Origin of the sequence: Planomicrobium stackebrandtii (genome assembly GCF_030814955.1) — a bacterium.
GTDB classification, from domain to species: domain Bacteria; phylum Bacillota; class Bacilli; order Bacillales_A; family Planococcaceae; genus Planococcus; species Planococcus stackebrandtii.
The window spans coordinates 74604-100044 of record NZ_JAUSWB010000004.1; the positions used below are offsets into that span (position 1 = coordinate 74604).

Annotated in this window: 19 protein-coding genes; 18 read left to right on the top strand and 1 reads right to left on the bottom strand. The window is 43.3% G+C overall.

The window, feature by feature from the left end; genetic code table 11:
• Positions 1–128 precede the first annotated feature (128 nt).
• The 4 genes from QOZ98_RS08285 to QOZ98_RS08300 all read left to right on the top strand — a co-directional run bounded on the left by QOZ98_RS08285 (position 129) and on the right by QOZ98_RS08300 (position 5253).
• Positions 129–1256, top strand: coding sequence for a right-handed parallel beta-helix repeat-containing protein (locus tag QOZ98_RS08285; protein ID WP_308787011.1), 1128 nt, complete (start codon positions 129–131; stop codon positions 1254–1256).
• A gap of 228 nt (positions 1257–1484) precedes the next feature.
• The gene (gene galE / locus QOZ98_RS08290; RefSeq protein ID WP_308787012.1) at positions 1485–2450 is read left to right on the top strand and encodes a UDP-glucose 4-epimerase GalE; all 966 of its coding nucleotides are present in this window, start codon (positions 1485–1487) and stop codon (positions 2448–2450) included.
• A gap of 335 nt (positions 2451–2785) precedes the next feature.
• Positions 2786–3751: a glycosyltransferase family 2 protein gene (locus tag QOZ98_RS08295; protein WP_308787013.1), complete on the top strand. Its 966-nt coding sequence runs from the start codon at positions 2786–2788 to the stop codon at positions 3749–3751.
• Positions 3752–3789: 38 nt separating this feature from the next.
• Positions 3790–5253 carry a lipopolysaccharide biosynthesis protein gene (locus QOZ98_RS08300; protein ID WP_308787014.1) on the top strand — a complete coding sequence of 488 codons (1464 nt, stop codon included), beginning with the start codon at positions 3790–3792 and terminating at the stop codon, positions 5251–5253.
• Between the two features lie 47 nt (positions 5254–5300).
• On the opposite strand, the gene QOZ98_RS08305 is transcribed toward QOZ98_RS08300, so the two are convergent.
• Positions 5301–6287, bottom strand: coding sequence for a GNAT family N-acetyltransferase (locus QOZ98_RS08305; protein ID WP_308787015.1), 987 nt, complete (start codon positions 6285–6287; stop codon positions 5301–5303).
• 367 nt (positions 6288–6654) lie between these two features.
• Between QOZ98_RS08305 and QOZ98_RS08310 the strand changes: the two genes are divergently transcribed.
• The 14 genes from QOZ98_RS08310 to QOZ98_RS08375 all read left to right on the top strand — a co-directional run bounded on the left by QOZ98_RS08310 (position 6655) and on the right by QOZ98_RS08375 (position 25077).
• Positions 6655–7773 carry a right-handed parallel beta-helix repeat-containing protein gene (locus QOZ98_RS08310; protein WP_308787016.1) on the top strand — a complete coding sequence of 373 codons (1119 nt, stop codon included), beginning with the start codon at positions 6655–6657 and terminating at the stop codon, positions 7771–7773.
• 201 nt (positions 7774–7974) lie between these two features.
• A complete protein-coding gene (locus QOZ98_RS08315) occupies positions 7975–8886 on the top strand; it encodes a glycosyltransferase family 2 protein (protein WP_308787017.1) in 912 nt (303 codons plus the stop codon).
• 562 nt (positions 8887–9448) lie between these two features.
• Positions 9449–10927, top strand: a complete 1479-nt coding sequence (locus QOZ98_RS08320) for a lipopolysaccharide biosynthesis protein (protein WP_308787018.1) — start codon at positions 9449–9451, stop codon at positions 10925–10927.
• Positions 10928–10964: 37 nt separating this feature from the next.
• Positions 10965–12116, top strand: a complete 1152-nt coding sequence (locus QOZ98_RS08325) for a DegT/DnrJ/EryC1/StrS family aminotransferase (protein ID WP_308787019.1) — start codon at positions 10965–10967, stop codon at positions 12114–12116.
• 17 nt (positions 12117–12133) lie between these two features.
• Positions 12134–13024 carry a glucose-1-phosphate thymidylyltransferase RfbA gene (gene rfbA / locus QOZ98_RS08330; RefSeq protein WP_308787020.1) on the top strand — a complete coding sequence of 297 codons (891 nt, stop codon included), beginning with the start codon at positions 12134–12136 and terminating at the stop codon, positions 13022–13024.
• 12 nt (positions 13025–13036) lie between these two features.
• On the top strand, positions 13037–14053 hold the full coding sequence (rfbB, locus tag QOZ98_RS08335) for a dTDP-glucose 4,6-dehydratase (RefSeq protein ID WP_308787021.1): 1017 nt from the start codon (positions 13037–13039) through the stop codon (positions 14051–14053).
• A gap of 47 nt (positions 14054–14100) precedes the next feature.
• Complete coding sequence (locus QOZ98_RS08340; protein ID WP_308787022.1) at positions 14101–16215, top strand: protein kinase family protein; 2115 nt, start codon at positions 14101–14103, stop codon at positions 16213–16215.
• A 21-nt stretch (positions 16216–16236) separates the two neighbouring features.
• Positions 16237–17712 (top strand): MOP flippase family protein, encoded by a 1476-nt coding sequence (locus QOZ98_RS08345; protein WP_308787023.1) that lies wholly within the window; start codon positions 16237–16239, stop codon positions 17710–17712.
• A 324-nt stretch (positions 17713–18036) separates the two neighbouring features.
• Positions 18037–18987, top strand: coding sequence for a GDP-L-fucose synthase (fcl, locus tag QOZ98_RS08350; RefSeq protein ID WP_308787024.1), 951 nt, complete (start codon positions 18037–18039; stop codon positions 18985–18987).
• Positions 18988–18998: 11 nt separating this feature from the next.
• Complete coding sequence (gene gmd, locus QOZ98_RS08355; protein ID WP_308787025.1) at positions 18999–20063, top strand: GDP-mannose 4,6-dehydratase; 1065 nt, start codon at positions 18999–19001, stop codon at positions 20061–20063.
• A gap of 39 nt (positions 20064–20102) precedes the next feature.
• Positions 20103–21074 carry a glycosyltransferase family 2 protein gene (locus QOZ98_RS08360; RefSeq protein ID WP_308787026.1) on the top strand — a complete coding sequence of 324 codons (972 nt, stop codon included), beginning with the start codon at positions 20103–20105 and terminating at the stop codon, positions 21072–21074.
• Between the two features lie 70 nt (positions 21075–21144).
• Positions 21145–22521 (top strand): hypothetical protein, encoded by a 1377-nt coding sequence (locus QOZ98_RS08365; RefSeq protein ID WP_308787027.1) that lies wholly within the window; start codon positions 21145–21147, stop codon positions 22519–22521.
• Positions 22522–22603: 82 nt separating this feature from the next.
• Positions 22604–23713, top strand: a complete 1110-nt coding sequence (locus QOZ98_RS08370; protein ID WP_308787028.1) for a glycosyltransferase family 4 protein — start codon at positions 22604–22606, stop codon at positions 23711–23713.
• A 50-nt stretch (positions 23714–23763) separates the two neighbouring features.
• The gene (locus QOZ98_RS08375) at positions 23764–25077 is read left to right on the top strand and encodes a glycosyltransferase family 4 protein (RefSeq protein ID WP_308787029.1); all 1314 of its coding nucleotides are present in this window, start codon (positions 23764–23766) and stop codon (positions 25075–25077) included.
• Positions 25078–25441 lie beyond the last annotated feature (364 nt).

A 25441-nucleotide genomic window follows, 5' to 3' on the forward strand; every position in this document is an offset into this window, starting at 1 on the left:
GTGTTTTTTAGTTCAAATTTCCCTATTAACGTCTGATATTTGAATTTTCAGTTATCAAACTGTTATTTATGTCCTGCTTTCTGTATGATAGTAAGTAGGAGCATTTCGCATCAAAGGAGGTGATGGGCATGAAGATAAAAACAGTTGGCTCTGTCCTGCTGGTACTTTTAGGGATTGCCGGATTTGGTTATTTGTTTGTGGTGGTTGAACGGATGACTCAAGGTGATGATACGGAAAGCGCAGTTGAAAGCTATAGTGCTGATCTGGATGCAGCAGTTGATAAAACGGAAGAAATTCAGGCAGCCATTGATGACACACCAGCCGGAGGAACCCTGGAAATACCGCCAGGCGTCTATAAGCTCAGCAAAAATCCTGAGCTCAAAGCAGTCACGGGTTATGGCGATAGCTATTTTGCTTTAAAGGTTTCAAAGCCGATCACCATATTGATGGAAGAGGTTATATTCCAAACGGATACGGATGACGAATATGGTGTGTTTTGGGTCAATGAAACAGAAGATGTCCACCTTAAAGGCGGCGTGTTAATGGGGGAGCGTTTGCCGGAAGATGGCTATTTGACTTCCCATATTGCCATTCTGTTTCTCTATACAGACAATAGTTCAATCGAAGGCACCTACATGAAAAACTATTCGCAAGGCGTCCATCTTAATCATTCGGATTACAACATTGTCCGGAAAGTAACTTCGGAATTCAATTATGGATCGGGAATTATCAATTTCGACTCCAGCCACAATGTCATTGATTCGTGCATCGTGCGAAATTCTGGTGATGGTCATTTATCTCTGTATGGAGGTGGCGGAGATAACCATGTGGTAAATTGCGTGGTTACTGAAGACCGCCCGGATTATACCGATCAGCAGGGAATTACAGTGGAAAGCGAGATCGGCAGCCTGATTGAAAACAACACGGTCAGTGGCTTCTACTATGGCATCGATGTAAAAAATGCTTCGGATTCGAATATAATCGAATCGAATATTACTTTCAATAATGAATACAATATCGCCGTACGAGGCGGAGACGGCGGCGAAAACCTTCAGTTGCCAAGTTATGACACGCAAATTTTAAACAACATGGCCGTCGACCCGAGAGATCATTCTCCCTATGGAATTTACGTAGGCGCGGGTGAAGGGCATGTCGTCATTGGCAACACCTTAAATGACGGAAATTTGATCTTACCGGAAGAAGACATGGAAACCTACGAAAGCCAAAACAATTTTGTGCCGGAAGACGATGAATAGGCGCGTTTCTCTTGGAGGTGGCTCCGAGAGAAACGTTTTTTTGCGCCCATTTTTACGAGGTGCGGAAAAATGGGTTTGAGGTGCGGAAAACAGCTTGCGAGGTGCGGTCTTTGAGGATTGAGGTGCGCTTGGCCTGTTTTCTTGCAATAAACCCTCTGGAAACTTATCGGCTAATGGTATAATTGGAAGCATTAGCATCTTTTATCAGTCAGAGGAGGAAAAGGGTTTATGGCAATTTTAGTTTGTGGCGGTGCGGGATATATTGGCAGCCATACAGTCAAAGAGTTAGTGGATACATACGAGGTTGTAGTGCTGGACAATTTGACGACCGGATTTGAGCACTTGGTTGATGAGCGGGCGACTTTTATCCAAGGGGATTTGGGTGACCGAACAGTGTTGGATAAAATCTTTCTAGCTCATGACATCGACGCAGTATTTCATTTTGCGGCCAATAGTCTGGTTGGCGAATCAGTTGAAAAGCCGCTGAAGTATTATCGCAACAACGTCAGCGCAACTTTAGTGCTGCTGGAGAAAATGGTCGAGCATGGGGTCAAGCGCTTTATCTTTTCATCAACAGCCGCAACTTACGGCATTCCGGAGACAGCTGTGATTACAGAAGAAACGGCAACCAGTCCGATAAACCCATATGGCCGTTCAAAGCTCATGGTCGAACAGGCGTTGGCTGACATTGCGCACGTCCATGATTTCCAATATGTCGTGCTGCGCTATTTTAACGCAGCAGGAGCACATCAATCAGGAAAAATCGGTGAAAGCCATGATCCTGAATCGCATCTGATCCCGATCGTCCTGCAGCATCTACTTGGCCAGCGCGAAAAAATTTCAGTATTTGGTACGGATTATGCCACAGCGGATGGCACTTGTGTGCGGGATTATATTCACGTTACGGATTTGGCGCGTGCGCACATCCTGTCATACCAAGGCATAGCAAACGGAAAAATCGCCAATGCCACATTTAACCTTGGCAATGGTGCAGGCTATTCGGTAAATGAAATCATTAAAGAGTGCGAGCGGCTATCCGGCAAGCAAGCCAATATAGAATATGCACCTAGGCGTGCTGGAGATCCAGCTACGTTGGTCGCTTCTTCAAAAAAAATTGAAGAGGCACTGGGCTGGACACCTGATTTTGATTTGCAGGCAATCATCAGCAGTGCTTGGGCCTGGCATTCAAAATAGCAAACAAAACCCCTTTGAGCAGTATTCTGCTCAAAGGGGTTTTGTTTACCTAAATTATTATGCAGCCTGATTGTAAAAACAATGTAAAATTTATTAGGAAATTATTAGAAATGACAATATTACATTAAAAAAATGTAAATTAATTATTATTTTCGAAATAATACGAATTGTCTATATTTATGGTTTTATTTTGTGATAGAATGTTGGAAACATGATGAATATGAGCATAAAGTATTGTTTTTGGTCCCTATTCATCATGACTATCCTTTTAGGCAGCTGTAATTTCCTTTTAGCATTGATAATGCCAATACCCCAAACAAAGAGGAGTGAAAATCATGACAAACAAACCGATGGTCAGTATTGTCTGCACAAGCTATAATCATGGCGACTATATTGCCGAAGCAATTGACAGCTTCCTAATGCAAAAAACAAACTTTGAATTTGAAATTTTGATTTATGACGATGCCTCAACCGATCAAAGCCCCCGAGTGATCAAACAGTACGAAAACAACTATCCCTCTTTAATCAAACCAATTTACCAAACTCAAAACCAATATTCCAAAGGGGTCCGTGTGGAAATGTTCAACCACAACCGGGCGAGCGGAAAATACATTGCCGTCTGTGAAGGCGATGATTACTGGACAGATCCCTATAAGCTTCAGAAACAGGTGGACTATATGGAAAGACATCCAGCGTGCAGCATGACCGTCCATGCGGCGGACCGTGTGCTTTCGGATAAGAAAAAAGTCCTTTCCAGGGTGCGGCCAGAGGAGCGCAATGCTATTTTTTCTGTCGAACGCGTCATAGAAGGCGGCGGTGATTTGATTGCCACAAATTCGATGGTGTATTCTAAAGAAAAAGTTAAGGTGCTGGCGCCTTTCTACTTGAATGCAGTGGTTGGGGATTATCCTTTGGTCATTTTGGCTGCGCTTCATGGAACGGTGGATTATTTGGATGAGAATATGTCTGCATACCGCGTCGGGGTCAAAGGGTCCTGGACAGAACGGGAGCTGGCCACCAGCTTAAAGCGAATCAACCACTATCATGACATGGAAAAAATGTTCGACGAAATCAATGAATACACTGAATACCGATACAACTCAGCATTGGAAAAGGCGAAATTGGGTTACCGGTTCTCGCTCTTGTTGGAGCAGGGAAGATTCAGGGAAGCAAAACACGGTGAATATCGAAAAATCTATCTGGAGCTCGGCGCAAAAAAACGAGTGCTGCTGGAGATGAAGCGATATTTCCCGAACGTTACAGAAAGCATCCGGAAAGCGAGATGGAAATTGATCCATTAATTGCATCTCTAGCGGGTTGGGGAATAGGAGACCATTAAATGGAACCAAAACCATCATTGAAAAAAAAGACAATTGGCGGCCTGTTTTGGAGCTTTGGCGACTTGATCGGCAATCAGGGCATTCAGTTCCTCATCCAGATTATTCTGGCCCGTTTGCTGCTGCCGGAACATTTCGGCTTGATCGGCATGATTCTCGTGTTTATCGCATTGTCGAATTCGCTGGTCGATAGCGGGTTTACACAGGCATTGATCCGAGAGCGCAATGCCAGCCAGGCGGACTATTCAACCGTCTTCTATTTTAATTTGTTTGTTTCCCTGCTGATTTACGGGGTTCTTTTTGTTGCAGCTCCGGGCATCAGCCGCTTTTTTGCGGAACCGCAGCTGGTATCTCTCGTCCGGGTGCTATCTATCGGGATTGTCATCAACGCATTTGCAGTTATCCCGAAAGCGATGTTCGCCAAAGAAGTGAATTTTAAAGCGCAGGCAAAAGTTAATTTAACTGCCAGTATCTTGTCGGGGATTGTCGCAGTGGGATTGGCGGTGACAGGCTACGGGGTTTGGAGTTTGGTGCTGCGGCAACTGTCGATGAACGCCATTCAGTCGCTGCTTTTTACGTTGTCCAAAAAATGGCTTCCGTCATTGGTGTTCAGCATTGCCTCGTTCAAGCGTTTGTTTGGCTTTGGCTGGAAGCTTCTTGTCTCGGGACTGATCGACACCTTCTATACAAATGTCTATTTCCTGATTATCGGGAGACAGTATTCCGCGTCGCAGCTGGGCTATTACACAAACGCCTCCCGGTTCAGTGAAATCGTCTCGCAGAATTTGGCAGTGACTATTCTGCGGGTGACTTACCCGGTGCTCAGCAGCATCCAGGACGAGCATGAGCGTCTAAAGCAATCCTATAAAAATATCACGAAACTGACCGCTTTTCTTATTTTTCCTGTAATGGTAGGCATGGCAGCTGTCGGCGAACCTTTAGTACTGCTGGTTTTTGGCGAAAAATGGCTGCCAATGGTGCCGTATTTCCAATTGCTGTCTATAGCTGGAATGTTGTACCCAATTTTAGCTCTCGATTTGAGCATACTCCAAGTAAAAGGACGATCCGATCTCTACCTTCTTTTGGAGATTATCAATAAAATCTCATTGACAATTCTGTTAGTTCTCGCCGTTTGGCTGGAGCTGGGGGTCATTGGGCTTATTGCTGCAGCCATCCTGAACACCTATCTGGAATTTTTCATCAACAGCCATTTCTCCAAGCGGGAAGTCGCATATCCCGCTGCGGAAAAAGTGAGAGATCTGCTGCCGGTTTACTTGGTGTCATTTTTGATGGGTGGTGCAGTGTGGATGTTTGGCACACTGCTGGAAACAAGCCTGCTACTGCAATTGCTGCTGCAGATTAGTGCTGGCATCCTGTTCTACATCGCTGTTTGCCGCATCGTGGGCGTCACAGAATTGAAGACAGTGTATAATTTGATTCTGTCCATTTTCGATAAAATAAAATAAACGGCAAGCAGTTGTCTGCTTGCCGTTTTATTATGGTGTATTTACTTTCATGGCCATCGATATGCTGGAAAAAGTCCGCTTTCAGAATTGGAATTTGTCTGCTGAACCAATTGCTGATAAATTTTTTCATTCCAGATTTTATTTCCAACATAATAGTCAAATTCAGTATTTCTGCCAAATCTTTTTTTGAACAAATACAGCGAATCGTCAGGGCCAGGGTTAACGCCGCCGCCGGAGTGAATAAATTCCACTCCCCGTTCTTTGCCCCATAGCACAATGGCATAGGTCATGACGTAAACAGGCGACAAGTGGTTGAAGCCATCTATGGTGCAAGATAGATGGGTGTGGATAACTGAGCCGGAATGGAAATGAAGTTCAGCGCCAATTACTTGTGAGTCGAATACGGCTTCGACTAATACCAGCTGATCACCCAAGTTATCAATGATTTTTTGGAAATATGTATTGTCGAATAAATAAAACTCCTCCGCACCGACTCGTTGCATCGTTTTGATATACATGTCCTGAAACAGATCTAAGTCAGATGGATTTAGTGTAATTCGATAAGTTACACCATCTTTCAACGCTTTCCGGATTCTCTTGCGGGTCGATCCTGAAAATTCTTCCTGCACCGGATCTTCAAAGCCTTTCAAAGTGACGCCTGTAGTATGGCGCCTGAAAAGGACAGTGTAGCAGGACTTGAAATCCTGGGCATTGTCGATAAGTGGATGGAAGCGGACAAATTCACTGACGATATTGTGCTCTAGGCAATAAGCCTGAAAAGCCTGACAGAAATGAGTGACCAATTCGTCCTTGCGCGCCTTGTCCTTTAGTTCCGTTATGACGGGACCTCCATAGCCATATGGCGTGAGAAGGTCAAAATACGGTCCGTTCTCCAATTGAATCGGAATCTCTCTTTTAATAAACTGATGATAGACCGATCCCAGGGGATGTTCAAATTCGAAAACTTCGCAGCTTCCGCCTTCCATCTCTTCATACAGCTCGGCATAATCTTTTACAAAAAACAAATCCCTCAAAATAAAACCTCATTTCTTTATATTTTTAGTGTAAATAAAAAGCTCGCTTTTTTGCAGCCGTTAAAACATGGAGAGTTTGGCCACTAGATTAATATAACTAAATTTTCAATTAAATTAGGTTCATCTTTGATTATAGCGAGTAAAATAAGAAAAAACTAGGGTGAAAATAAATTTCATTCCAATAAAATGGTAATTATTATGGGCAATAGGATAGAATGCCGATGATACTGGGTAATATTATAAAAAAACCAGTAATCTGAAAAGTGTGCATTTTTAGATATATTAACTTATACTAGAAATATAAACGCTTTTGGAAAACTATTGAACCTCTCTATTTCTGGTTCGAATAAAGGAGAGAATGCTGAATATGACAAATAAAAAAACTCGCTGGCTGCTTTCTCTGCTGGGAATTTACGGGTTAACCATAGCTTTTTTGATAGGAGAAAACTTGTTTTTCAATGAAGAAATTGATGCAAAAACCCAATTTGAAGCAGAAGGTGACGGAATGACAGACGATACGCAAGCTATTCAGGCCGCAATTGATGAAACGCCAATCGGTGAAACTTTACATATTCCCGCGGGTGTATATAAGTTGAGCAAAAATCCTGATTTAAAGGCCACTACAGGATATGGCGACAGCTCTTTTGCTTTGAAAATATCAAAGCCAATTACCATAAGGATGGACGGAGCAATTTTTCAGACAGAGGCTGACGGTGAATACGGTGTTTTTTGGATTACGGATACAGCCGATGTCCATTTAAAGGGCGGCTTTTTAATGGGAGACAAAATTCCAGAAAGCGGATCACTGGTCTCCAATATCGCCATTCTATTGCAGGACAGCCAGGAAAGTTCAGTTGAAAATGTATACACAAAAAACTATTCGCAAGGAATCCATCTTCATCACGCCAATGACAACCTGCTTCGGAACGTAACAAGTGAGTTTAATTATGGCTCTGGCATCATCAACTTTGCTTCAGATTATAATGTTATCGAATCTTGTGTCGTCAGAAATTCGGGGGACGGACACCTCTCTTTGTTTGGGGGCGGCAAGCATAATGTAGTTAAAGGTTGTTTTGTGCAGGAAGATCGACCGGGGTTTACCGATCAGCAAGGGATTACAGTGGAAAGTGAAAAAAACAGCTTAGTTGAAAGGAATGCAGTTAGCGGCTTCTATTACGGAATTGACATTAAAAACGGTGCGGATTCCAATATGATCAAAGGAAACCTGACCTTCAACAATGAGTTTAATATTGCTGTTCGTCCAGGTGATGGAGGCAATAACTTGATGACGCCAAGCCACAATATCAGCATCATCAATAATTTAGCCATCAATCCCCGTGAGGATTCTGAACGGGGCATTTATATCAATGTGGGAGAAGGCCATATTGTCAGAGGCAATACAGTGGAAGAAAATCAACTGATCCTGCGGGATGAGGAGTTAAGATCTGTTTATCAAAAAGAGAATTTCACAGTTGTCGATGAGTGATGAACTATATTTTACAGGTGTGTAAAGCTGTCGTTAAGTTATCTGAAAAATCCGTTTTTAAAAATATTTCCGTGCTATGATAAGAAAAACAGCAGGCGTCCAATGGCATTCAGTGCAACAAATATGACAGGAGGCGGTCAAGGTTGCTTATTATGGCTGATGACAAAAAACCTACTTTAACTGAAGAGGAGTTTGTGACCTATGGCTAACGAAATAATGGTGAGCATTGAGTGCAATAGTTACAATCATGAAAACTTTATAGCAGAGGCACTGGACAGTATGCTCATGCAGAAAACGGATTTCATGTATGAAATTTTAATTCATGACGATGCGTCTACTGACCGGACAGCTGAAATTATCAGAAGCTATGAACGACGGTACCCGGATATTGTCAAGCCGATCTACCAGACGGAAAATCAGTATTCACAAGATGTCCATTTTGAGTTGTTCAATATTGAACGCGCACAAGGAAAGTACATGGCGATTTGTGAAGGTGATGATTACTGGACAGATCCCCGGAAGCTTCAAAAACAAGTGGACTACATGGAGGCGCATCCAGAATGCAGCATGTGTGTGCATGCTGCAGAAAAGGTCTCTGCTGTAACTAAAAAAACCGTCTCTGCTATTCGTCCAAGCCATAAGGACAAAATCTATTCTGTAGAAGAAGTGATTGAAGGTGGAGGGGAACTTTTCGCCACCAATTCGATTTTGTATTCGCGCGATAAAATTCCTGAGATGCCGGAGTATTACCTGAACGCCACAATCGGAGACTATCCTCTGGCAATCTGTGGTGCGCTGAGCGGGACAGTTTATTACATGGACCAGAATATGGCTGCATATCGGGTGGAAGTCAAAGGTTCCTGGACGGATATGCAAGTCTCTGACGTTTCGGCGAAGCAAAAACACCTTCAGGATGTCGCGGCCTTGCTCGATGAAATAAACGTCTACACTAATTTCAAATACGATTACGTTATCAGCCGGACAAAAAGGCGCGATCGCTTTTACATTTTGCTGAAACAGCTGAAAATAAAAGAAACATTGAAAAGAGGCTACCGCCAGTTCTACATGAAGCCCGAGTTTTTCAGACGGGTCTTTAAAAGGATCACAATCTAAAAATCCATTATACTGAAGTTAAAAAAGGCGATTCCGATAGGCCAGCAACAATGGCTTTTTGGATCGCTTTTTGTGTTGAAGAAAATTGGGCAGTTGGTGGCGTTTAATTTTGAAGATCGGTACTTAAGAAGCCTGATTTTATATTTAGCCTAGTCCAATTAGCGATATATACCTATGTAATGCTATGCAAAAAAAATCTGAAAAAATTTACAAATAATAGCCAGTATCTAACAGTTAAATAGGGAATCCTTCGCGAAAAAAATATCAAAAATCCGCTTTTTTGCAATTAAATAAAAAGATAGTGGAATAATTTGCATAATTAAAATAAAAAATAATCTAAATTATCTGTTATTTATGACTTGTGGTATGTTAGAATGATAATCAAGAAGTATAAATAAGCACAAAGTAGTGTATCCGAAACGGGGGACTATCTATTTATCAGTGAATAAGATGTTATATACCTACTTATATATGAAAAAAACAACAAAACGAAGAAATTTCTGAACTTTTTGATATATGTAATTCGGTTTCAGAAAGAGTTTTCTTCGATAGGAGCCGGCAGATGAAACAGGAAAATTCGTTGAAGAAAAAAACCATTAGCGGTCTGCTTTGGAGCTTTGGAGACATGATAGGCAATCAGGGCATTCAGTTTATTATTCAGATTATCCTTGCGCGGCTATTGGTGCCCGAAGATTTCGGAATAATCGGCATGATTTTGGTGTTTGTCGCACTTTCGAATTCTCTTGTTGACAGTGGATTTACGCAAGCGCTGATCCGCGATCAAAAAGCCGATCAAACCGATTATTCGACTGTCTTCTATTTTAACCTGGCTGTTTCCGTTATTATTTATGGCTTGCTGTTCCTGTCGGCGCCTTTAATCAGTAACTTTTTCGAGCAAGACCAATTGACGGCTATTGTCAGGGTGCTGGCATTGGGTGTCGTCATCAATGCGTTCTCGATCATCCCGCGGGCAATGTTCACCAAGGAAGTGGACTTCAAAGTTCAGGCGAAAGTCAATATGGCGGCAAGTGTGCTATCGGGAATTGTTGCAGTTGCGATGGCGTTGCTGGGCTTTGGCGTATGGAGCCTGGTAGTGCGCATGTTGGCACTGAACGGGATACAGGCGGTGCTGCTGGTTTTCTATAGAAGGTGGCTGCCTTCGCTGGTTTTCAGCACAGCGTCATTCAAACGTTTATTCGGTTTCGGGTGGAAGCTGCTCGTTTCAGGACTGATTGATACGGCTTATAACAATATTTATTACTTGATCATCGGTAAGCAATACTCGGCAACCTCGCTGGGTTATTACACCAATGCCTCGAAATTCAGCGATGTAGCAACACAGACATTGACGGCGACAATCCAACGGGTGACTTATCCGGTGTTGAGTGGAATTCAGGATCAGGAAGAGCGGCTAAAACAAAGCTTTAAAAAAGTCATCAAGCTTTCAGGGTTTCTGATTTTTCCGGTCATGGTCGGTGTGGCTGCAGTCGCAGATCCGTTGATTTACCTGATTTTCGGTGAAAAATGGATGACCATGGTGCCTTATTTCCAGTTGCTGTGCATCGCTGGCATGCTCTATCCAATTCATGCATTGAATTTAAACATTCTTCAAGTTAAAGGGCGATCGGACCTGTTTCTCTATCTGGAAATTATTAAGACCATCGTGCCGACGGTGTTAATCTTAATTGTCATCTGGATGGACTGGGGAATTACCATTTTAGTGGTGACAATTGTTTTGGATTCTTATATTTCCCTGTTCATCAATATTTACTTTTCAGGACGGGAGATCTCGTACGGCGTCAGAGAGCAGATTGTTGACCTGCTGCCGATTTATGCAATCTCCATGGGGATGGGACTGGTGGTTTATGGAATCGAAAAACTCCTGCCATTCCCGGAACTTTTGACGCTGCTTCTGCAGATCGCCGTTGGTGCGGCGATTTACATCGCAATTTGCAGGCTGTTGAAAATCAAGGAATTCGATACCGTCTACGATTTGCTGGTGCCGATGCTAAAAAAGATAAAACCCGCTAAGACGGGTTGATCTATCGAAAAACAGATCCATTAAGGGAGGGAATAGAATGGCTAAAGCTTTTGAACAACCGATTTATGTCACACGGCCTTTATTGCCGGATATTGAAGATGTCACAGAGCGTTTAAAGACCGTGTGGGACAGCAGGCAATTGACTAACTTCGGCAAGCAGCACGACGAATTGAGCCGCCAGCTCAAAACGTATTTGGAGGTTGGCCATATCTCCATGTTCTCCAATGGCACACTGGCTTTGCTTCTGGGCTTGAAAGCCTTGAAGTTGACTGGCGAGGTCATCACCACGCCATTTACATTTCCTGCAACTGTACAGGCACTTGACTGGAATAATTTAACGCCTGTTTTTTGCGATATCGACCCGGTGACTTTCAATATCGATGCCGACAAAATCGAAGCGTTGATCACAGAGAAAACCAGTGCGATTCTGGCAGTCCATGTATTCGGAAATCCGTGTGAGGTGGAAAAAATACAGGCAATTGCCGATAAACACGGCCTGAAAGTCATTTATGACGGCGCTCATGCTTTTGGCTCCAAAATAAATGGCGTGCCCATCAGCAGCTTTGGGGATATGACGATGTTCAGTTTCCACGCGACGAAACTGTTCAATACCATTGAAGGCGGGGCTTTGGCGTATAGCGATCCAGCGCTCGACAGGCAGCTGGATTTGCTGAGAAACTTCGGGATTGCCAGTGCGGAAGAAGTGGTGCTGTCGGGGTTGAACGCCAAGATGAACGAAGTCCAGGCGGGAGTCGGCCTTGAAGTCCTGAAAGTAATTGAAGAAGAACGGCACAAACGCCATGCGGTTAAAAAAGCCTATGAAGAAAACTTAGCGGAAATTCAAGGCATTCGGGTGCTGACGGTTCTTGATGGCCAGTCCAGCAGCTATCAGTATTTTGTTATTGAAATTGACGAGGCAGTATTTGGCCGCTCGAGAAATGCTGTGCACAAAGAACTCCAAAAATACAATGTGTTCGCAAGAAAGTATTTCTATCCTTTATGCAGCGATTTTGACTGGTACAGCGAACTGCCGTCTGCACGTCCGGAACATTTGCCGCATGCGCAGCAGGCGGTTCAGCAAGTGCTGGCGATGCCTTATTACGGAGATTTGCCGATCAGCTCAGTCGCAGAAATTTGCGGCATCATCCGGGAACTCTATGTGACGCAGAAAAGCCTATCTCAAATTTAAGAAATGAGGGATCTATGATGAAAGGGATTATTTTAGCTGGTGGAACGGGGACACGCCTTTATCCACTGACCAAATCGATTTCAAAGCAAATGTTGCCTGTATACGATAAACCGATGATTTACTACCCGCTGTCTGTATTGATGCTCGCGGGAATCAAAGAAATCCTCATCATTTCAACGCCAAGAGACATTTCCGGATTTTTGAGCCTGCTCGGCAATGGACAGAAGCTCGGCATCAAACTTGAGTATGCGATACAGGAAGAACCGAACGGATTGGCTGAGGCGTTTACGATTGGCGAAAGTTTTATCGGAGACTCACCGGTTGCACTGGTGCTCGGCGACAATGTCTTTTATGGCTCGGATTTCGGGAGCCGGCTGCAGGAATCGGCTGAGCTGACAAAAGGCAGCATCATTTTCGGCTGCCATGTAGCCGATCCGAGAGCTTATGGGGTAGTGGAAGTGGACGAAGAAATGAATGTCATTTCTATTGAAGAAAAACCGGAGCAGCCAAAATCCTCCTATGCGATTCCTGGCCTTTACTTTTTCGACAATAAAGTTGTCGAAATTGCTAAAGGAGTAGCTCCTTCAGCGCGCGGGGAAAAAGAAATCACTTCTGTCGTTGATGAGTATATGAAACGGGGCGAGCTGCAAGTCAACATCATGGGACGCGGGCTGGCATGGTTGGATACCGGAACTCATGAAGCCCTTTTAGAAGCTTCCAATTTCGTTGAAGCCATCCAAAAACGGCAAGGTCTGTACGTTGCTTGCCTTGAGGAAATTGCTTACCGGAGAGGCTATATCAGCCAGGCGCAGTTGATTGAACTGGCACAGACTTTGAAAAAAACGGATTATGGCCAGTACTTGCTGGACATTGCCTCTGAAAAAAAATTGTTGCCGAATAAATTATAAAGGGGCGTTCACATGGAAAATATCCTTGTAACCGGAGGCGCCGGTTTTATTGGAGGGAATTTTGTCCAATACATGGCCGCTAAATATCCGCATTACCATATATACAATCTGGATCTGCTGACATATGCAGGGGACCTGACAAAACATAGGGAAATTGAAAATGAAGCGAACTACAGTTTCGTCCACATCGACATCGCCGATCGCAAAGCAGTCAATGAGTTATTCGAAAAGGTCGATTTTGCTTATGTCATCCATTTTGCGGCAGAAAGCCACGTCGACCGTTCAATCACGGATCCGGAAATTTTTATTCGGACAAATGTGCTGGGAACGCAAGTATTGCTGGATGCTGCAAAAGGGGCGAAAGTCAAAAAGTTCGTCCATGTCTCGACCGACGAAGTATATGGCGAGCTGGATTTTGATCCGGCAACATTCTTTACAGAACAGACGCCGCTGCAGCCGAACAGCCCTTACAGTGCCAGTAAAGCATCATCGGATCTTTTAGTCAGGGCTTATTACGAAACATATGGTCTGCCCGTCAATATTACCCGTTGCTCCAATAACTACGGCCCTTACCATTTTCCCGAAAAGCTGATTCCGCTGACGATTTCCCGGGTGTTAAATGGCCAAAAAGTTCCAGTGTATGGCGATGGCAAGAATGTCCGTGACTGGCTGCATGTCCAGGATCATTGTTCGGCGATTGACTTAGTGATGCACAGCGGCGAAATCGGCGAAGTGTATAATATCGGCGGCCACAATGAGCAAACCAATCTGGATGTGGTTCGCACCATCATTCAGGCGCTCGGAAAGTCGGAAGATCTGATCGAGTTTGTTGAAGATCGGCTGGGGCATGACAAGCGTTATGCAATCGATCCGACGAAAATTGAACAGCTGGGCTGGCGGCCAGTTTACGATTTCGAGTCGGGTATTGCCCAGACAGTCGACTGGTTTCTTGAAAATAAGGACTGGTGGGAACAAATTATCAGCGGTGAATACCAGCAGTATTTTGATAGGCAGTATGCGCGCAAATAATTAGGACGCGCATTGCTTGGCATGCTGGGGACAGGGGGAGTAAGGCAATGGCAAATGGATTGACAATCAGTGAATATATAAGGGCCTCATATCCGCGAAAAAAAACAGTGAAAGTGCTTGAATACAATGCTGAAAGCAGCTGCTTAAAAAAGCAGCTGGCAGAGTTCGGGTACGAGAATTATCTTGGAATCTGCACCGGAAATCCGGACATCCAGCGCGATCCAGACTTGTATTATGCGAATGAAAAGACGTTAACCTACAAAAATAACGCAGAAGTGCTGATTATCAATAGCGCAGATTTCATGGATTTGAAAAATGCTTTTCATTCTTCAGCTGACTTAATTCTTTTTATTCCATCTAAAATAATCGATCGAGCAAGTTTCCTGCCGCTATGGGCTTATAAGCTTGCCAGGAAGAAAAAATGGGATTTCCGTTTTGAAACTTTTGGCGACATTCCCGGGGAAACACGGACAGGCATCCTATTCAAGCGGAGTCACCAAAAAGAACAGGCAGCACGCCAATACTTGTCGCCTGAACTTGGCCTTGAAAACTTCTTCGATCTTCTCAACAAAAGAGGTCTGGATTATGTGGTTTTACGCTGGTTTGATGAACTGCCTTTTTTGGACTTGGACGAAGATGTGGATTTATTGATATCAGACGAACATATCGAAAAGGTCAGGGAATTATTGAATGAAAGGGTCGGTATTTTGCCGTTCGATATTTACAGCGTGGGTGGTCTGCCGGGAAGCAATTTCCATAACATCGCCTATTATCCGCCGTATATTGCAGAATCGATCCTGGACCAAAAAGAATTATGGAACGGCAAGTATTCGATTCCATCCAAACGACATTATTTTCTCAGCCTGATGTACCATGCGGTTTACCACAAAGGCGAGAAATCCGGAATTCCAGCTACAGCTGGCGGCATTGTAAAGAAAATTCCACAGGACCATGATTACCCGGGCGTCCTTAAACGGCTGGCAGCTGAAACAGGGACAAAGCTGGAAGAAAGCAGCCTGGAGTATTTGCATCATTTCCTGGAAGAGGAAGGTTGGGCGCCGTCTACAGACACCATTCGGAAACTGATCGGGGTCAGCGGCCAATGGCTTGAGTCGACCATCAAATCGAGTGAGCATAATTTTGAAAAAGATGGGGAATTGATGGTTTTTGTTGTTCGGGAATGGGCAGAAGAGCGTCAGCTGACCCTTAAAATTACCGACTGGTTTGAACGCAATGGCTTATGTCTTATCCAGGCAATCAAACTGGACGATGAGCAAAAAAGAAATGCTGCCCAAAGCATGAGGGGAGGCAATTGGGGTCAAGGCCCGTGGCCAGTGAGCGGCGGCAAGCCATCCACTTTGCTGATCATGTATGATTATCATCCTAAACCGCTGAATGCAAAAATGAAAAAAAAATATCCGCATGTCTCGAACGAGAATTATCTGCTGAAAGAGCAGCTGCGTTCAGAAATCAATTTTTCTTTATCGAAAGAAGAACGCGCTAATCCGCTCCACAGTGCTGACGATGAAATCGAAGCCTTGGATTATATCGCCGCGGTCGCTCCTGACCTCCTGCAGGAAATCAAAAAGATTGTCACTGAATGGGACCAAGCCTACAAAACAAGGGAGAAAGTAGTGGCAGATGTTTCCGAGAAAAAACGCCGTGCCAAAGTGGAAGTTATTGAATACGAGGGAAAGCGTGCGGTGAAAAAAACGTATAAAGCAGGAAAAGAACGATTTTTGGAACGTGAAAAATTCGTTTATGGGGAATTGAGCAAGGAATGCGAGTTTATTCCAAAGCTGATTGACAGCGGAGAAAATTACATCATTGTTCCTTATTTGAAGACCAATAAGGTGACAGAAAGCTGGCATATTAAAAAGCAAATCCTGAAGCGCCGGCATAAAAAAGAGATTTTCAGCATTAACGAATTTTTCTATAACAAAGGCTATGCGCTGATTGATTTTCATCCGGGGAATATCCTGCTCACGCCTGAAGGGCTTAGGGTCATCGATTTCGAATTTCTTTATCAATACGAAGAGCGGCCGCCAAGTGATCGTGACTCGTTCGACCTGAATGGATTTCCAGAAGATTTTGAAGAAGACAGGCCGTATGGGATATTTCCGAAGCAACGGCGGAATATGTGGAGAAAGATTTTATATTAAATGCGATTAGAGGAATGACCTATGGCATCTTTAAAAAATCAAGCAGTGAACAGTGTGAAACTAACTTCTATTTCAATGCTCGTGACCAGTGTTTTGCAGATTGCCCAGCTGCTGATTTTGGGGAGGGTTCTGGGCCCGGAGATTTTTGGGCTGATCGCCATGGTGCAAATTGTCATTCAGTTTTCGCAGCTCTTTCTGGAAATGGGCATCACGGACGCCATAATACAGAAAGAGAAGGTTTCAAAACTTGAGTTGTCCAGTTTATATTGGTTTTCGCTTTTTGTCGGGGTCGTGTTGTTTCTGATCTTATTGCTTGCTGCTCCTGTAATTGCGCTGCTGTTTAATGAAAGCAGTTTGACAGCAATGATCCAGGTGGTTGGCATCAGTTTTCTGATTCTGCCATTGGGCCTGCAGTTTCAGACGCTTGCAACAAAAAAACTGGAATTTGCGCAAATTACTAAAAATGAAATTTTTGCCACAGCAATCGGTGTGCTGCTGACTATATATTTGGCCGCTTTTACTGGTCTTGGTGCCTGGTCGCTCGTGTATGGCCATATCGCCACCTCGCTGATTAGAAGCATTCCCTGGATGGTTAGAGGGTATCGGGATCTGGAAACCAGACCGCAGCCTGTATTTTCCTGGACTGCCATTCAAGGGTTTGTGTCTTTTGGCATGTACCGGTTAGGCTCCACCAGCATCAACTACTTTACGACAAAAATCGATCAGATGATTATCGGCATTACGCTGGGGCCAGTAGCGCTCGGCTATTACAGCATGGCCATGAACCTCATTATGCAGCCGGTACAGAAGATGAATTCCATGATCAATCGGGTAGCTTTTCCGGTATTTTCGAAAATTCAATTGGACAGCAGCAAGTTGCGCAGAGCCTATCTGCTGATTACGAATATGCTGACAAGCTTTAACGCACCGCTGCTGGCAGGGGTCATTGTCTCAGCTCCATACGCCGTGCCCATTTTGCTTGGAACGGAATGGGCAGAGAGTATTGTCATAATTCAGATCCTCTGTCTATATGGACTTTTTAAGGCATTGGGAAATCCGAGCGGCAGCTTATTTATTGCGGTTGGAAAGGTCAAATGGAGTTTTTACTGGCAATTGTTTCAGTTGGGAATTATTCCAGTCGTCGTCTATTTGGCAAGCCTCTCTGGTGAAATCGTCATAGTGGCTCTGGCGGTCGGCCTTTTGCGAGTGGTGTTATTTTATATCAGTTATTTTGTTAGAATTCGTCAAATTATCGGCGACAGCTTAGCTGAATTGACGCTATCGATTATTAAGCCAATGGTTCACTCTGCCATTATGTTGGCGCCATTGTATATCATTAACTCTCAATTAACAGGTATGGAGCCGATTGCTATTATCGTAATCGACACTATTATCGGAGGGGCAATTTACGGCTTGCTTATGATTCTGAACCAACGTGAGCTGTTAATGGAAATGAAAAGTTTTTTTCAAAAACGAACAGCGGTTAAAGGTGGATAAATGGCATGTATCACTTGAAGGAAAATCGCTAGATGTTACAGGAGCATTGGTTTTAAAAATTAAATGCAAGAATGTTAACAGGAAAACTGGAATTCATTAGATATAATGAATAAATATTATGATATTTATTAAATAATCAAAATAATCTGTAATATTAGACTATTGTATGGTAGAATGAGAAAATAAAATCCATTAGTAAGTATATAGTCTTGGGTACAAGGGTGAATATTGGTTTTATATTTGTCCTATTTATAAAAAACATAAAACAGATACCAGCATCCATGTACACATACATGGCAGACGCTGAAAAAAGGTGGGGTATTTATGAACTTGGACGCGAAAATTTATGTAGCTGGACATCGGGGCCTGGTAGGCTCTGCGATTGTAAGAAACTTAACTGCAAAAGGCTATTCCAATTTAGTATTTCGGACCAGCCAGCAACTGGATTTGACCCGGCGTGATCAGGTCGATTTGTTCTTTGAGGAAGAGGAGCCAGAGTATGTTTTTCTGGCGGCAGCAAAAGTGGGAGGCATTGTTGCAAATAACGACTTTCCCGCAGAATTCATTCGTGATAATTTGATGATTCAAACGAATGTCATTGATGCCGCTTATCAGAACGGAGTCAAAAAACTGCTGTTTCTTGGCAGTACATGCATCTATCCAAAACTGGCGGCACAGCCAATGAGAGAAGATTCACTCCTGACCGGAGAGCTCGAGCCAACGAACGAACCCTATGCCATCGCCAAGATTGCAGGGATCAAAATGTGCCAATCTTATAATAGGCAATACGGTACAAATTTCATTTCTATCATGCCCACAAACTTGTATGGTCCACACGATAATTTCGACTTAAGCAGTTCACATGTTTTGCCGGCGCTCATCCGGAAATTTCATGAAGCCAAAATGAACAATGCGCCGACGGTTGAAGTTTGGGGAACTGGAACGCCAAAACGGGAGTTTCTTTACTCTGATGATTTGGCAGATGCAGCCATTTATTTGATGAATTGCTATAGCGGCAGCGACTTGGTCAATATTGGCATGGGGAAAGATATCTCCATTAAAGAACTGGCGGAAAAAATTGGGGAAACAGTGGGGTATGAGGGAGAAATCGTCTTTAATGCTTCGAAACCGGATGGCGCACCCCGCAAATTAGTGGATATCAATCGGCTGACAAGCCTTGGCTGGCAAGCGACAACTTCGCTGGACGAAGGCTTGGAAATGGCCTATAAGTGGTTTTTAGAGCATATAGAAAAAAATACTATGTTGACCAATTAAGGGGGAAAATTATGAAAAAGGCATTGATCACAGGAGTGAACGGGCAGGATGGTTCATTTTTATCAGATTTTTTATTGGAAAAAGGCTATGAAGTGCATGGCATTATTCGCAGAAGTTCGAGTTTTAACACGAGCCGCATCGAGCATTTATACGTAGAAGAACTAAAATCGAGTGACAACTTTTACATTCACTACGGGGACATGACGGATACGTCCAATATCATTCGGCTGATCAGCGAAATCAAGCCAGATGAAATCTATAATTTGGCAGCAATGTCCCATGTGAAGGTGTCGTTTGAGACCCCTGAATATACAGCGGATGTGGATGGAGTCGGTACTTTGCGTATTTTGGAAGCAGTGCGTATTTTGGGTCTGGAGAAAAAGACGCGCATTTACCAGGCGTCCACATCAGAACTTTACGGCAAAGTGCAGGAAGTTCCGCAACGGGAAACAACACCTTTTTATCCGCGTTCGCCTTATGGCGTTGCAAAGCTATATGGTTACTGGATCACTAAAAATTACCGGGAGTCCTACGATATGTTCGCAGTGAACGGCATCCTGTTCAACCATGAATCAGAGCGCCGCGGCGAAACTTTCGTCACGCGAAAAATTACCATGGCGGTCGCGCGAATTGCCAATGGCAAACAGAACAAAATTTTATTGGGCAATCTGGACGCAAAAAGAGATTGGGGTTATGCCAAGGATTATGTGGAGTGCATGTGGCTGATTTTGCAGCATGATACACCAGAAGATTTCGTCATTGCAACAGGAGAAATGCACACAGTCCGTGAATTCGCTACTCTGGCCTTTAAGCATGCCGGAATTGAAGTGGAATGGCAGGGAGAGGGAATCGACGAAAAGGGGATTAATGCAAGGACGGGCGAAGTTATAGTAGAAGTAAATCCGGAATATTTCCGTTTGGCAGAGGTTGAGCAGCTATTGGGCGATCCATCCAAGGCGAAAAATCTGCTTGGATGGAATCCGACTTCTACATCGTTTGAAGAGCTTGTAGAAATTATGGTTACGCACGACTGCAATCTATTAAAGGAAGAAAAGAGCGCCATCACTGAGTATTAATGGAAGCGGGTTCCTTATCGGGTGGGGGGATAAAATTTAATGGTGACCTTAAATGATAAAGTCAGCGTCATTATTCCAACGTACAATCGTGCGGAACTGCTGAAAAAGGCAGTGAAAAGTTTGGAAAGCCAGAGTCATCAAAATATTGAAATCATCATTATTGATGATTTTTCGACTGATGACACAGCACAAGTTGTCGAAAAGATGAACGATGACCGCATCGTCTATTTGAAGCATGACATCAATAAAGGCGGGTCTGAAGCCAGAAATACCGGCATCAAAAGAGCCACGGGGAGATTTATCGGCTTTTTGGATTCTGATGATCAATGGCTTCCGGACAAACTGGAAAAACAGCTGCAGCTATTTAAGGATCAGCCGGATGTTGGTGTGATCTACACGGGAGTGCAAGTAGTCAATGAGAACAATCAGCCTACCCGTAAAATAGTGCCAGCCCATCGTGGGAATATATTGCCAAAGTTGTTTGAGTCTAATTGTATCGATACAACATCATCGGTATTGGTGAAAAGGGAAGTGCTGGAGCAAGTGGAGGGTTTTGATGCCGGTTTGCCAAGTTGCCAGGATTGGGATTTGTACATAAGGCTGGCGCAAGTGACCAAGTTCGATTTTGTCAAAGAAAGCATGGTGCTGTTTTATCACCATAGCGGTGAACGCATCACGACTAATAAAAAGTCAGTGCTCAACGGTCATTTGAGCATTTTCGAAAAATATAAGAATATGGCAAAAAAACAGAAAAAGTCGACTTTTCACCGTTTTACTTTGAATATTTGGAAAGTTATTTTCCGTACAGGGATTGTTGGCCAAAACAAAGAAACTGTTCGTCTGTCCAGAGGTATATTGGCAGATGGCTTTAAGGATGAACGCACGTCTTTAAAGTTTCTGTTTTATTATCTCTCCACTTTTTTACCTTTGAAGGCTTTATCCTATCTCTACACACAATCCAAAAAAAACAACAAAAAATCCCGCCTATTATCCGTGACTACTCCTTCCTGAAATAGGAGTTCCGCGGATTGGGATGCATTTGGTTGTCGGAGAAGGGAATTATAAATAAAGGAATGAGACGATGGAAAAGCATATTGAGGCCGATGATCGATTTGAAAAAGTCCTGTTTATCATCGTCAATCTACTAACTGGGATTTCAGTGATCTATTACTTGCTTCAGGCAGGAAAGGTTTTCAATACCGATGATCCATGGAACCTATTCATTTTAATTATTTTTTCCTTTAAATTTATTATGGACATTTATGTCTTTAAAGTGGGATTTGCCAGTTTTTCTTTGGTATTGCTGTTTTTGCCGATCATCAGCATACTCGGCTTTGGTCCGGTTGGTGAAGTTCAGGCATTGTTCAATGACCGCACCCATCTTATCGAAAAGCATTTCTACACTTTGGCTTTTGGTGCATTGTTTTTCTATTACATTTGGTCGATCCTGCTTTGGATGACCAATAAAACTTATCGAAACTATGATGCCAAAATTTTGACTTTTTATTCAGGGAAAGTTCACAGTTTGTTGGCAACCTGGTTTTTCAGTGCGTTAGCCATCGTCTCTTCCATCATTTATTTGCCGGATCTTCCGGGTAAAGCCTATCATGATCTTTCGCCCAGCTTACTGCCTGGAAATGCCTGGAACTCAGTTGTCGTCATCTCGTATTTCTTTGTTCTGATGGGTGTCAAAGGAAGCACCATTCGGAAATTTGCGATCCTATTTGTACCATTTTGGCTGCTGTCGCATTATGCGCGTGTTGATATTTTAGGGCTGCTGCTGATTTTGTATTTGCTTTTGACAGCTACAAAAAGAGCGGGAGTCATAAAATCGAAATTCTCGTTTAAAAAAGCCGCGTTGATTGCCGGAGGATTGTTGGTATTTTCATATTTGGGCTTAGTCCGGCATTCTGGATTGATTTTTGATGTAGAAGCAATTTTGGATTCTGTTTTTATTCTCATCAATTATCCAACTGTTCAGGATCTCGTCTATTCTACAGCTGCAGCTATTGAAGTAACTCATACTTACGGCAACTATTACACGCTCATCGATTATATTCCTCAGTTGATTCCGTCTTTCTTTGGCATTGAGGCGCAAAGTCCGCAAGCAGCTCATCTTGTTGCTTCGCTTATTCATACCAATTATGGGTTGTTTGTCTTCGGTGAATACTACTTGAACTATGAAATTATGGGACTGATTTTGGCGCCATTCGCAACATATGCCATCATTTTTGTGCCAGCTTATGTGATGAAGAAGTTGTTTGGAGAATTTGGCATGGCTCTAGGATATTATTGGATTGTTTTAACCATTGCGCGGGTGTTTTGGTACGGCTATATCTATTACATCAAACCGCTGGTCATTATTCTGCCGATTTTCGTCATTATTTATCTGGTCATAGCCTCGTTTGAGAAGGACTTGGTGGACAAGCCTGCGTTAAAATCCACTGAACCGCATTAGCACTGGTGAGTGGATCAGGTTTAGGAACTTGCCTCTGAAAATGCAAGGCAAACAGATGTCAATTATTGAGAGGTGATTTAACATGGCTGGAACAAAAAAAGGGAATTTGATTTTTGTCGGGCCTTTGCCTCCTCCTATATTGGGAGAAAGCATCGCTCTGCAATCCTTATATAAATCAGAAAAACTCCATCAGCGGTATAAAGTAAAAAAAATTAATTTGAGCCGTAAGGATTTCGAACATCCAGGGGCTCTTTCTTTTGATAAAGTATGGACCGATTCTTTTGCCATTCTTTATTCTGGATTGCTGTCGCTTGCCATGAAGAATCCGATCCTGTATATCTCCATTTCTCAGACGAAAATGGGCTTGCTGCGGGATTGTATGATGATTCAGGCATGCAAGTTGCTCGGTCGCGGGAAAGTGGTGACGCATCTGCATGGCAATAATCTCGGTGGCACTATTGACGCCGTTTCAGGAACCACGCAGAAGTTCATCGTCAATTCACTGAAAAAAATTGATGTCGGCATTGTGCTGGGCGGGAAGCTATCCCCTAATTACCGAGGCCATGTCAAGCGGATAGAAGTGGTGTCCAATGGCATCCCGGCAGACTTTATTCTTAAAAGCGAAGTAGGGCTAGGCAACAAAAAAGGGGCAATATCTCTCCTGTACTTAAGCAACTTGATGTTCGAAAAAGGCTATGTGGAGTTGATCAAGGCTACGACAGCATTGATCAAGGAAGGGCATAACCTCCGTTTGGATTTGGTTGGCGGCATCCAGAACGAAAGCGAATTCCAGGAAGTCAGACAATACATCGCGGCGAACGAGATGGATCATCGTATCCAGTACCATGGCCTTAAACAAGGTGATGAGAAAAAACGTTTTTTCCTGGAGTCGGATATGATGGCTCTCCCAACCAAGTACAAGGTAGAAGGCCAGCCGATGTCTATTATTGAAGGAATGGCTGCAGGGCTGCCGATTATATCTTCGGATCGAGGGATTATTGCAGAATTGATCAAAGATTGTGGTGTCATAATCGAACCGACCGTGGAAGGCGTCAAAGCTGCTATCAAAGATCTGGTAGTCGATGATGCCGAGCGCATGCGCCTCGGGCGAATGAGCCGGGAGACGTTTGAAGAGTTTTATACCGAAGATAAATATACTGATGCTTTGATTGCTATTTTTGACGAACTTTAAATGAGGAATGCCCATTTTTTCTGGGTGTTCTCCGGGAAAGGAAGGTCCATATGCTACGCAAAAAAAAGATCGTTTTTGTCATCAATTACTTTTATCCAGATCTTGCAGCTACCAGTCAATTGATGACGGAACTGACAGGGCGCCTGCAGGACGATTTTGATATTACGGTAATTGCCGCGCAGCCGGGATATGCCGGTGAAAACCATGACAGCAAGAAACTTTTCGAAGAAGGTTATTTAGACAGCATTAAAGTGGTTCGGATCAAACTGCCCGAGGTGAATAAAAACTCCAAAGCCAGTCGAATAAAATACATCTCTTCCTATTTTTTATTGGCAAATATCGCGTTGCTGAAGGAGAAAGGAACAGATGTCATTTTCACGATTTCCCAGCCGCCAGTATTGGGCGGGTTGATCGGGACCATCGGCAAGCTGTTGAAACGTTCGCGGCATATTTACAGTGTCCATGACTTTAATCCCGAGCAGGCACAGGCTGTAGCGTATACCAACAATCAGACCATTTTCAAAATTGCCAAAGCTGTCGATAAGCTGAATTGCAGCTATGCCGATCAAGTGCTGCTGGTAGGGGAAGATATGGCTGAAACCTTGAGAGGGCGTTTTGTAGATAAGAAAGTGCCGAGCCATACTGTCATCAGCAATTGGACGGATGAACATGCTATTGTTCCACTTGAAAAAGATGAACCGGCCATTCGTGAATTCCTGGAAACGCATGGGTTGGATAATAAATTTATCGTCATGTATTCAGGGAACCTAGGTCTTTACTATGATCTCGAGAACTTAATAGGAGTGTCCAAGCAATTTACGGATCAGCCTGATCTTGTTTTCTTGTTTATCGGGGAAGGGGCTGTCAAGCAGCGGATTCAGGAATATGCGGCCCAAAACAATCTTGAAAACGTCAAATTCCTTCCGTATCAGCCGAAAGAATTTCTCAAGTATTCGCTGAATGCGGCGGATGTTCATTTAGTGGTCAACCAAAAAGGCATTAAAGGAGTTTCTGTACCGAGCAAGATTTATGGCGTCATGGCAGCGGGCAAACCTGTCTTGGGTGTATTGGAGCAGGGCAGTGAAGTGCAGCGCCTAATTTTTGAAAGCGGGGCAGGAGTTGTCATCGAACCTCAAAACTACCAGGGTGTCGTCCATGCGATCAACTATCTGCGAAGCTTGGATCCTGCTGAATTGAAGAAGATGGGACTCAAAGGACGTGCTTACCTTGAAAAAAACCTGACGAGGGATACGTCCATCAATAAATACCGTGACGTGCTGCAGGCGATTGCGGGAACTCCGCAGCTGGAGACTTCTTATCAGGCTCAAACAGAGCATTACAAAGAAGCTGTCAATAAAAAATAAGTCCAATTAACCAAGCCGCCTCCATGGAATCATATGATTCCATGGAGGCGGCTTTTTTATGACTAAATCTATAGACGAAAATGCAGAATTTCTTCGAAAAGACTTTGAGTCGACTTTACAAATAAAAAATGTCTTAAATTTCTAAAAAGTAAGAAAAATAAAATAACTCTATAGCCCTTGATATGAGCGGGTTCGGGAAATAAAATAGGTAAATATATCTGATATTTCTAATTAATTAGAAAATTATATTGAATTATTAGGTATTTATATATATAATACGTGTATACCTTTTTAAAATTACGTGTAAATAAGATTAGTTAGTTTTTTATTTAGGTAAAAATTACCTATAAGGAATATCGGTTTT

Excerpts from the sequence above, each read along its gene's own strand:
- gmd (WP_308787025.1), top strand. The coding sequence starts at position 18,999 with ATGAAAAAGGCATTGATCACAGGAGTGAACGGGCAGGATGGTTCATTT.
- QOZ98_RS08325 (WP_308787019.1), top strand. The coding sequence starts at position 10,965 with ATGGCTAAAGCTTTTGAACAACCGATTTATGTCACACGGCCTTTATTG.
- QOZ98_RS08300 (WP_308787014.1), top strand. The coding sequence starts at position 3,790 with ATGGAACCAAAACCATCATTGAAAAAAAAGACAATTGGCGGCCTGTTT.
- QOZ98_RS08320 (WP_308787018.1), top strand. The coding sequence starts at position 9,449 with ATGAAACAGGAAAATTCGTTGAAGAAAAAAACCATTAGCGGTCTGCTT.
- rfbB (WP_308787021.1), top strand. The coding sequence starts at position 13,037 with ATGGAAAATATCCTTGTAACCGGAGGCGCCGGTTTTATTGGAGGGAAT.
- QOZ98_RS08310 (WP_308787016.1), top strand. The coding sequence starts at position 6,655 with ATGACAAATAAAAAAACTCGCTGGCTGCTTTCTCTGCTGGGAATTTAC.
- QOZ98_RS08370 (WP_308787028.1), top strand. The coding sequence starts at position 22,604 with ATGGCTGGAACAAAAAAAGGGAATTTGATTTTTGTCGGGCCTTTGCCT.
- QOZ98_RS08315 (WP_308787017.1), top strand. The coding sequence starts at position 7,975 with ATGGCTAACGAAATAATGGTGAGCATTGAGTGCAATAGTTACAATCAT.
- fcl (WP_308787024.1), top strand. The coding sequence starts at position 18,037 with ATGAACTTGGACGCGAAAATTTATGTAGCTGGACATCGGGGCCTGGTA.
- QOZ98_RS08340 (WP_308787022.1), top strand. The coding sequence starts at position 14,101 with ATGGCAAATGGATTGACAATCAGTGAATATATAAGGGCCTCATATCCG.
- galE (WP_308787012.1), top strand. The coding sequence starts at position 1,485 with ATGGCAATTTTAGTTTGTGGCGGTGCGGGATATATTGGCAGCCATACA.
- QOZ98_RS08365 (WP_308787027.1), top strand. The coding sequence starts at position 21,145 with ATGGAAAAGCATATTGAGGCCGATGATCGATTTGAAAAAGTCCTGTTT.
- QOZ98_RS08295 (WP_308787013.1), top strand. The coding sequence starts at position 2,786 with ATGACAAACAAACCGATGGTCAGTATTGTCTGCACAAGCTATAATCAT.
- QOZ98_RS08375 (WP_308787029.1), top strand. The coding sequence starts at position 23,764 with ATGCTACGCAAAAAAAAGATCGTTTTTGTCATCAATTACTTTTATCCA.
- QOZ98_RS08360 (WP_308787026.1), top strand. The coding sequence starts at position 20,103 with ATGGTGACCTTAAATGATAAAGTCAGCGTCATTATTCCAACGTACAAT.
- QOZ98_RS08345 (WP_308787023.1), top strand. The coding sequence starts at position 16,237 with ATGGCATCTTTAAAAAATCAAGCAGTGAACAGTGTGAAACTAACTTCT.
- rfbA (WP_308787020.1), top strand. The coding sequence starts at position 12,134 with ATGAAAGGGATTATTTTAGCTGGTGGAACGGGGACACGCCTTTATCCA.
- QOZ98_RS08285 (WP_308787011.1), top strand. The coding sequence starts at position 129 with ATGAAGATAAAAACAGTTGGCTCTGTCCTGCTGGTACTTTTAGGGATT.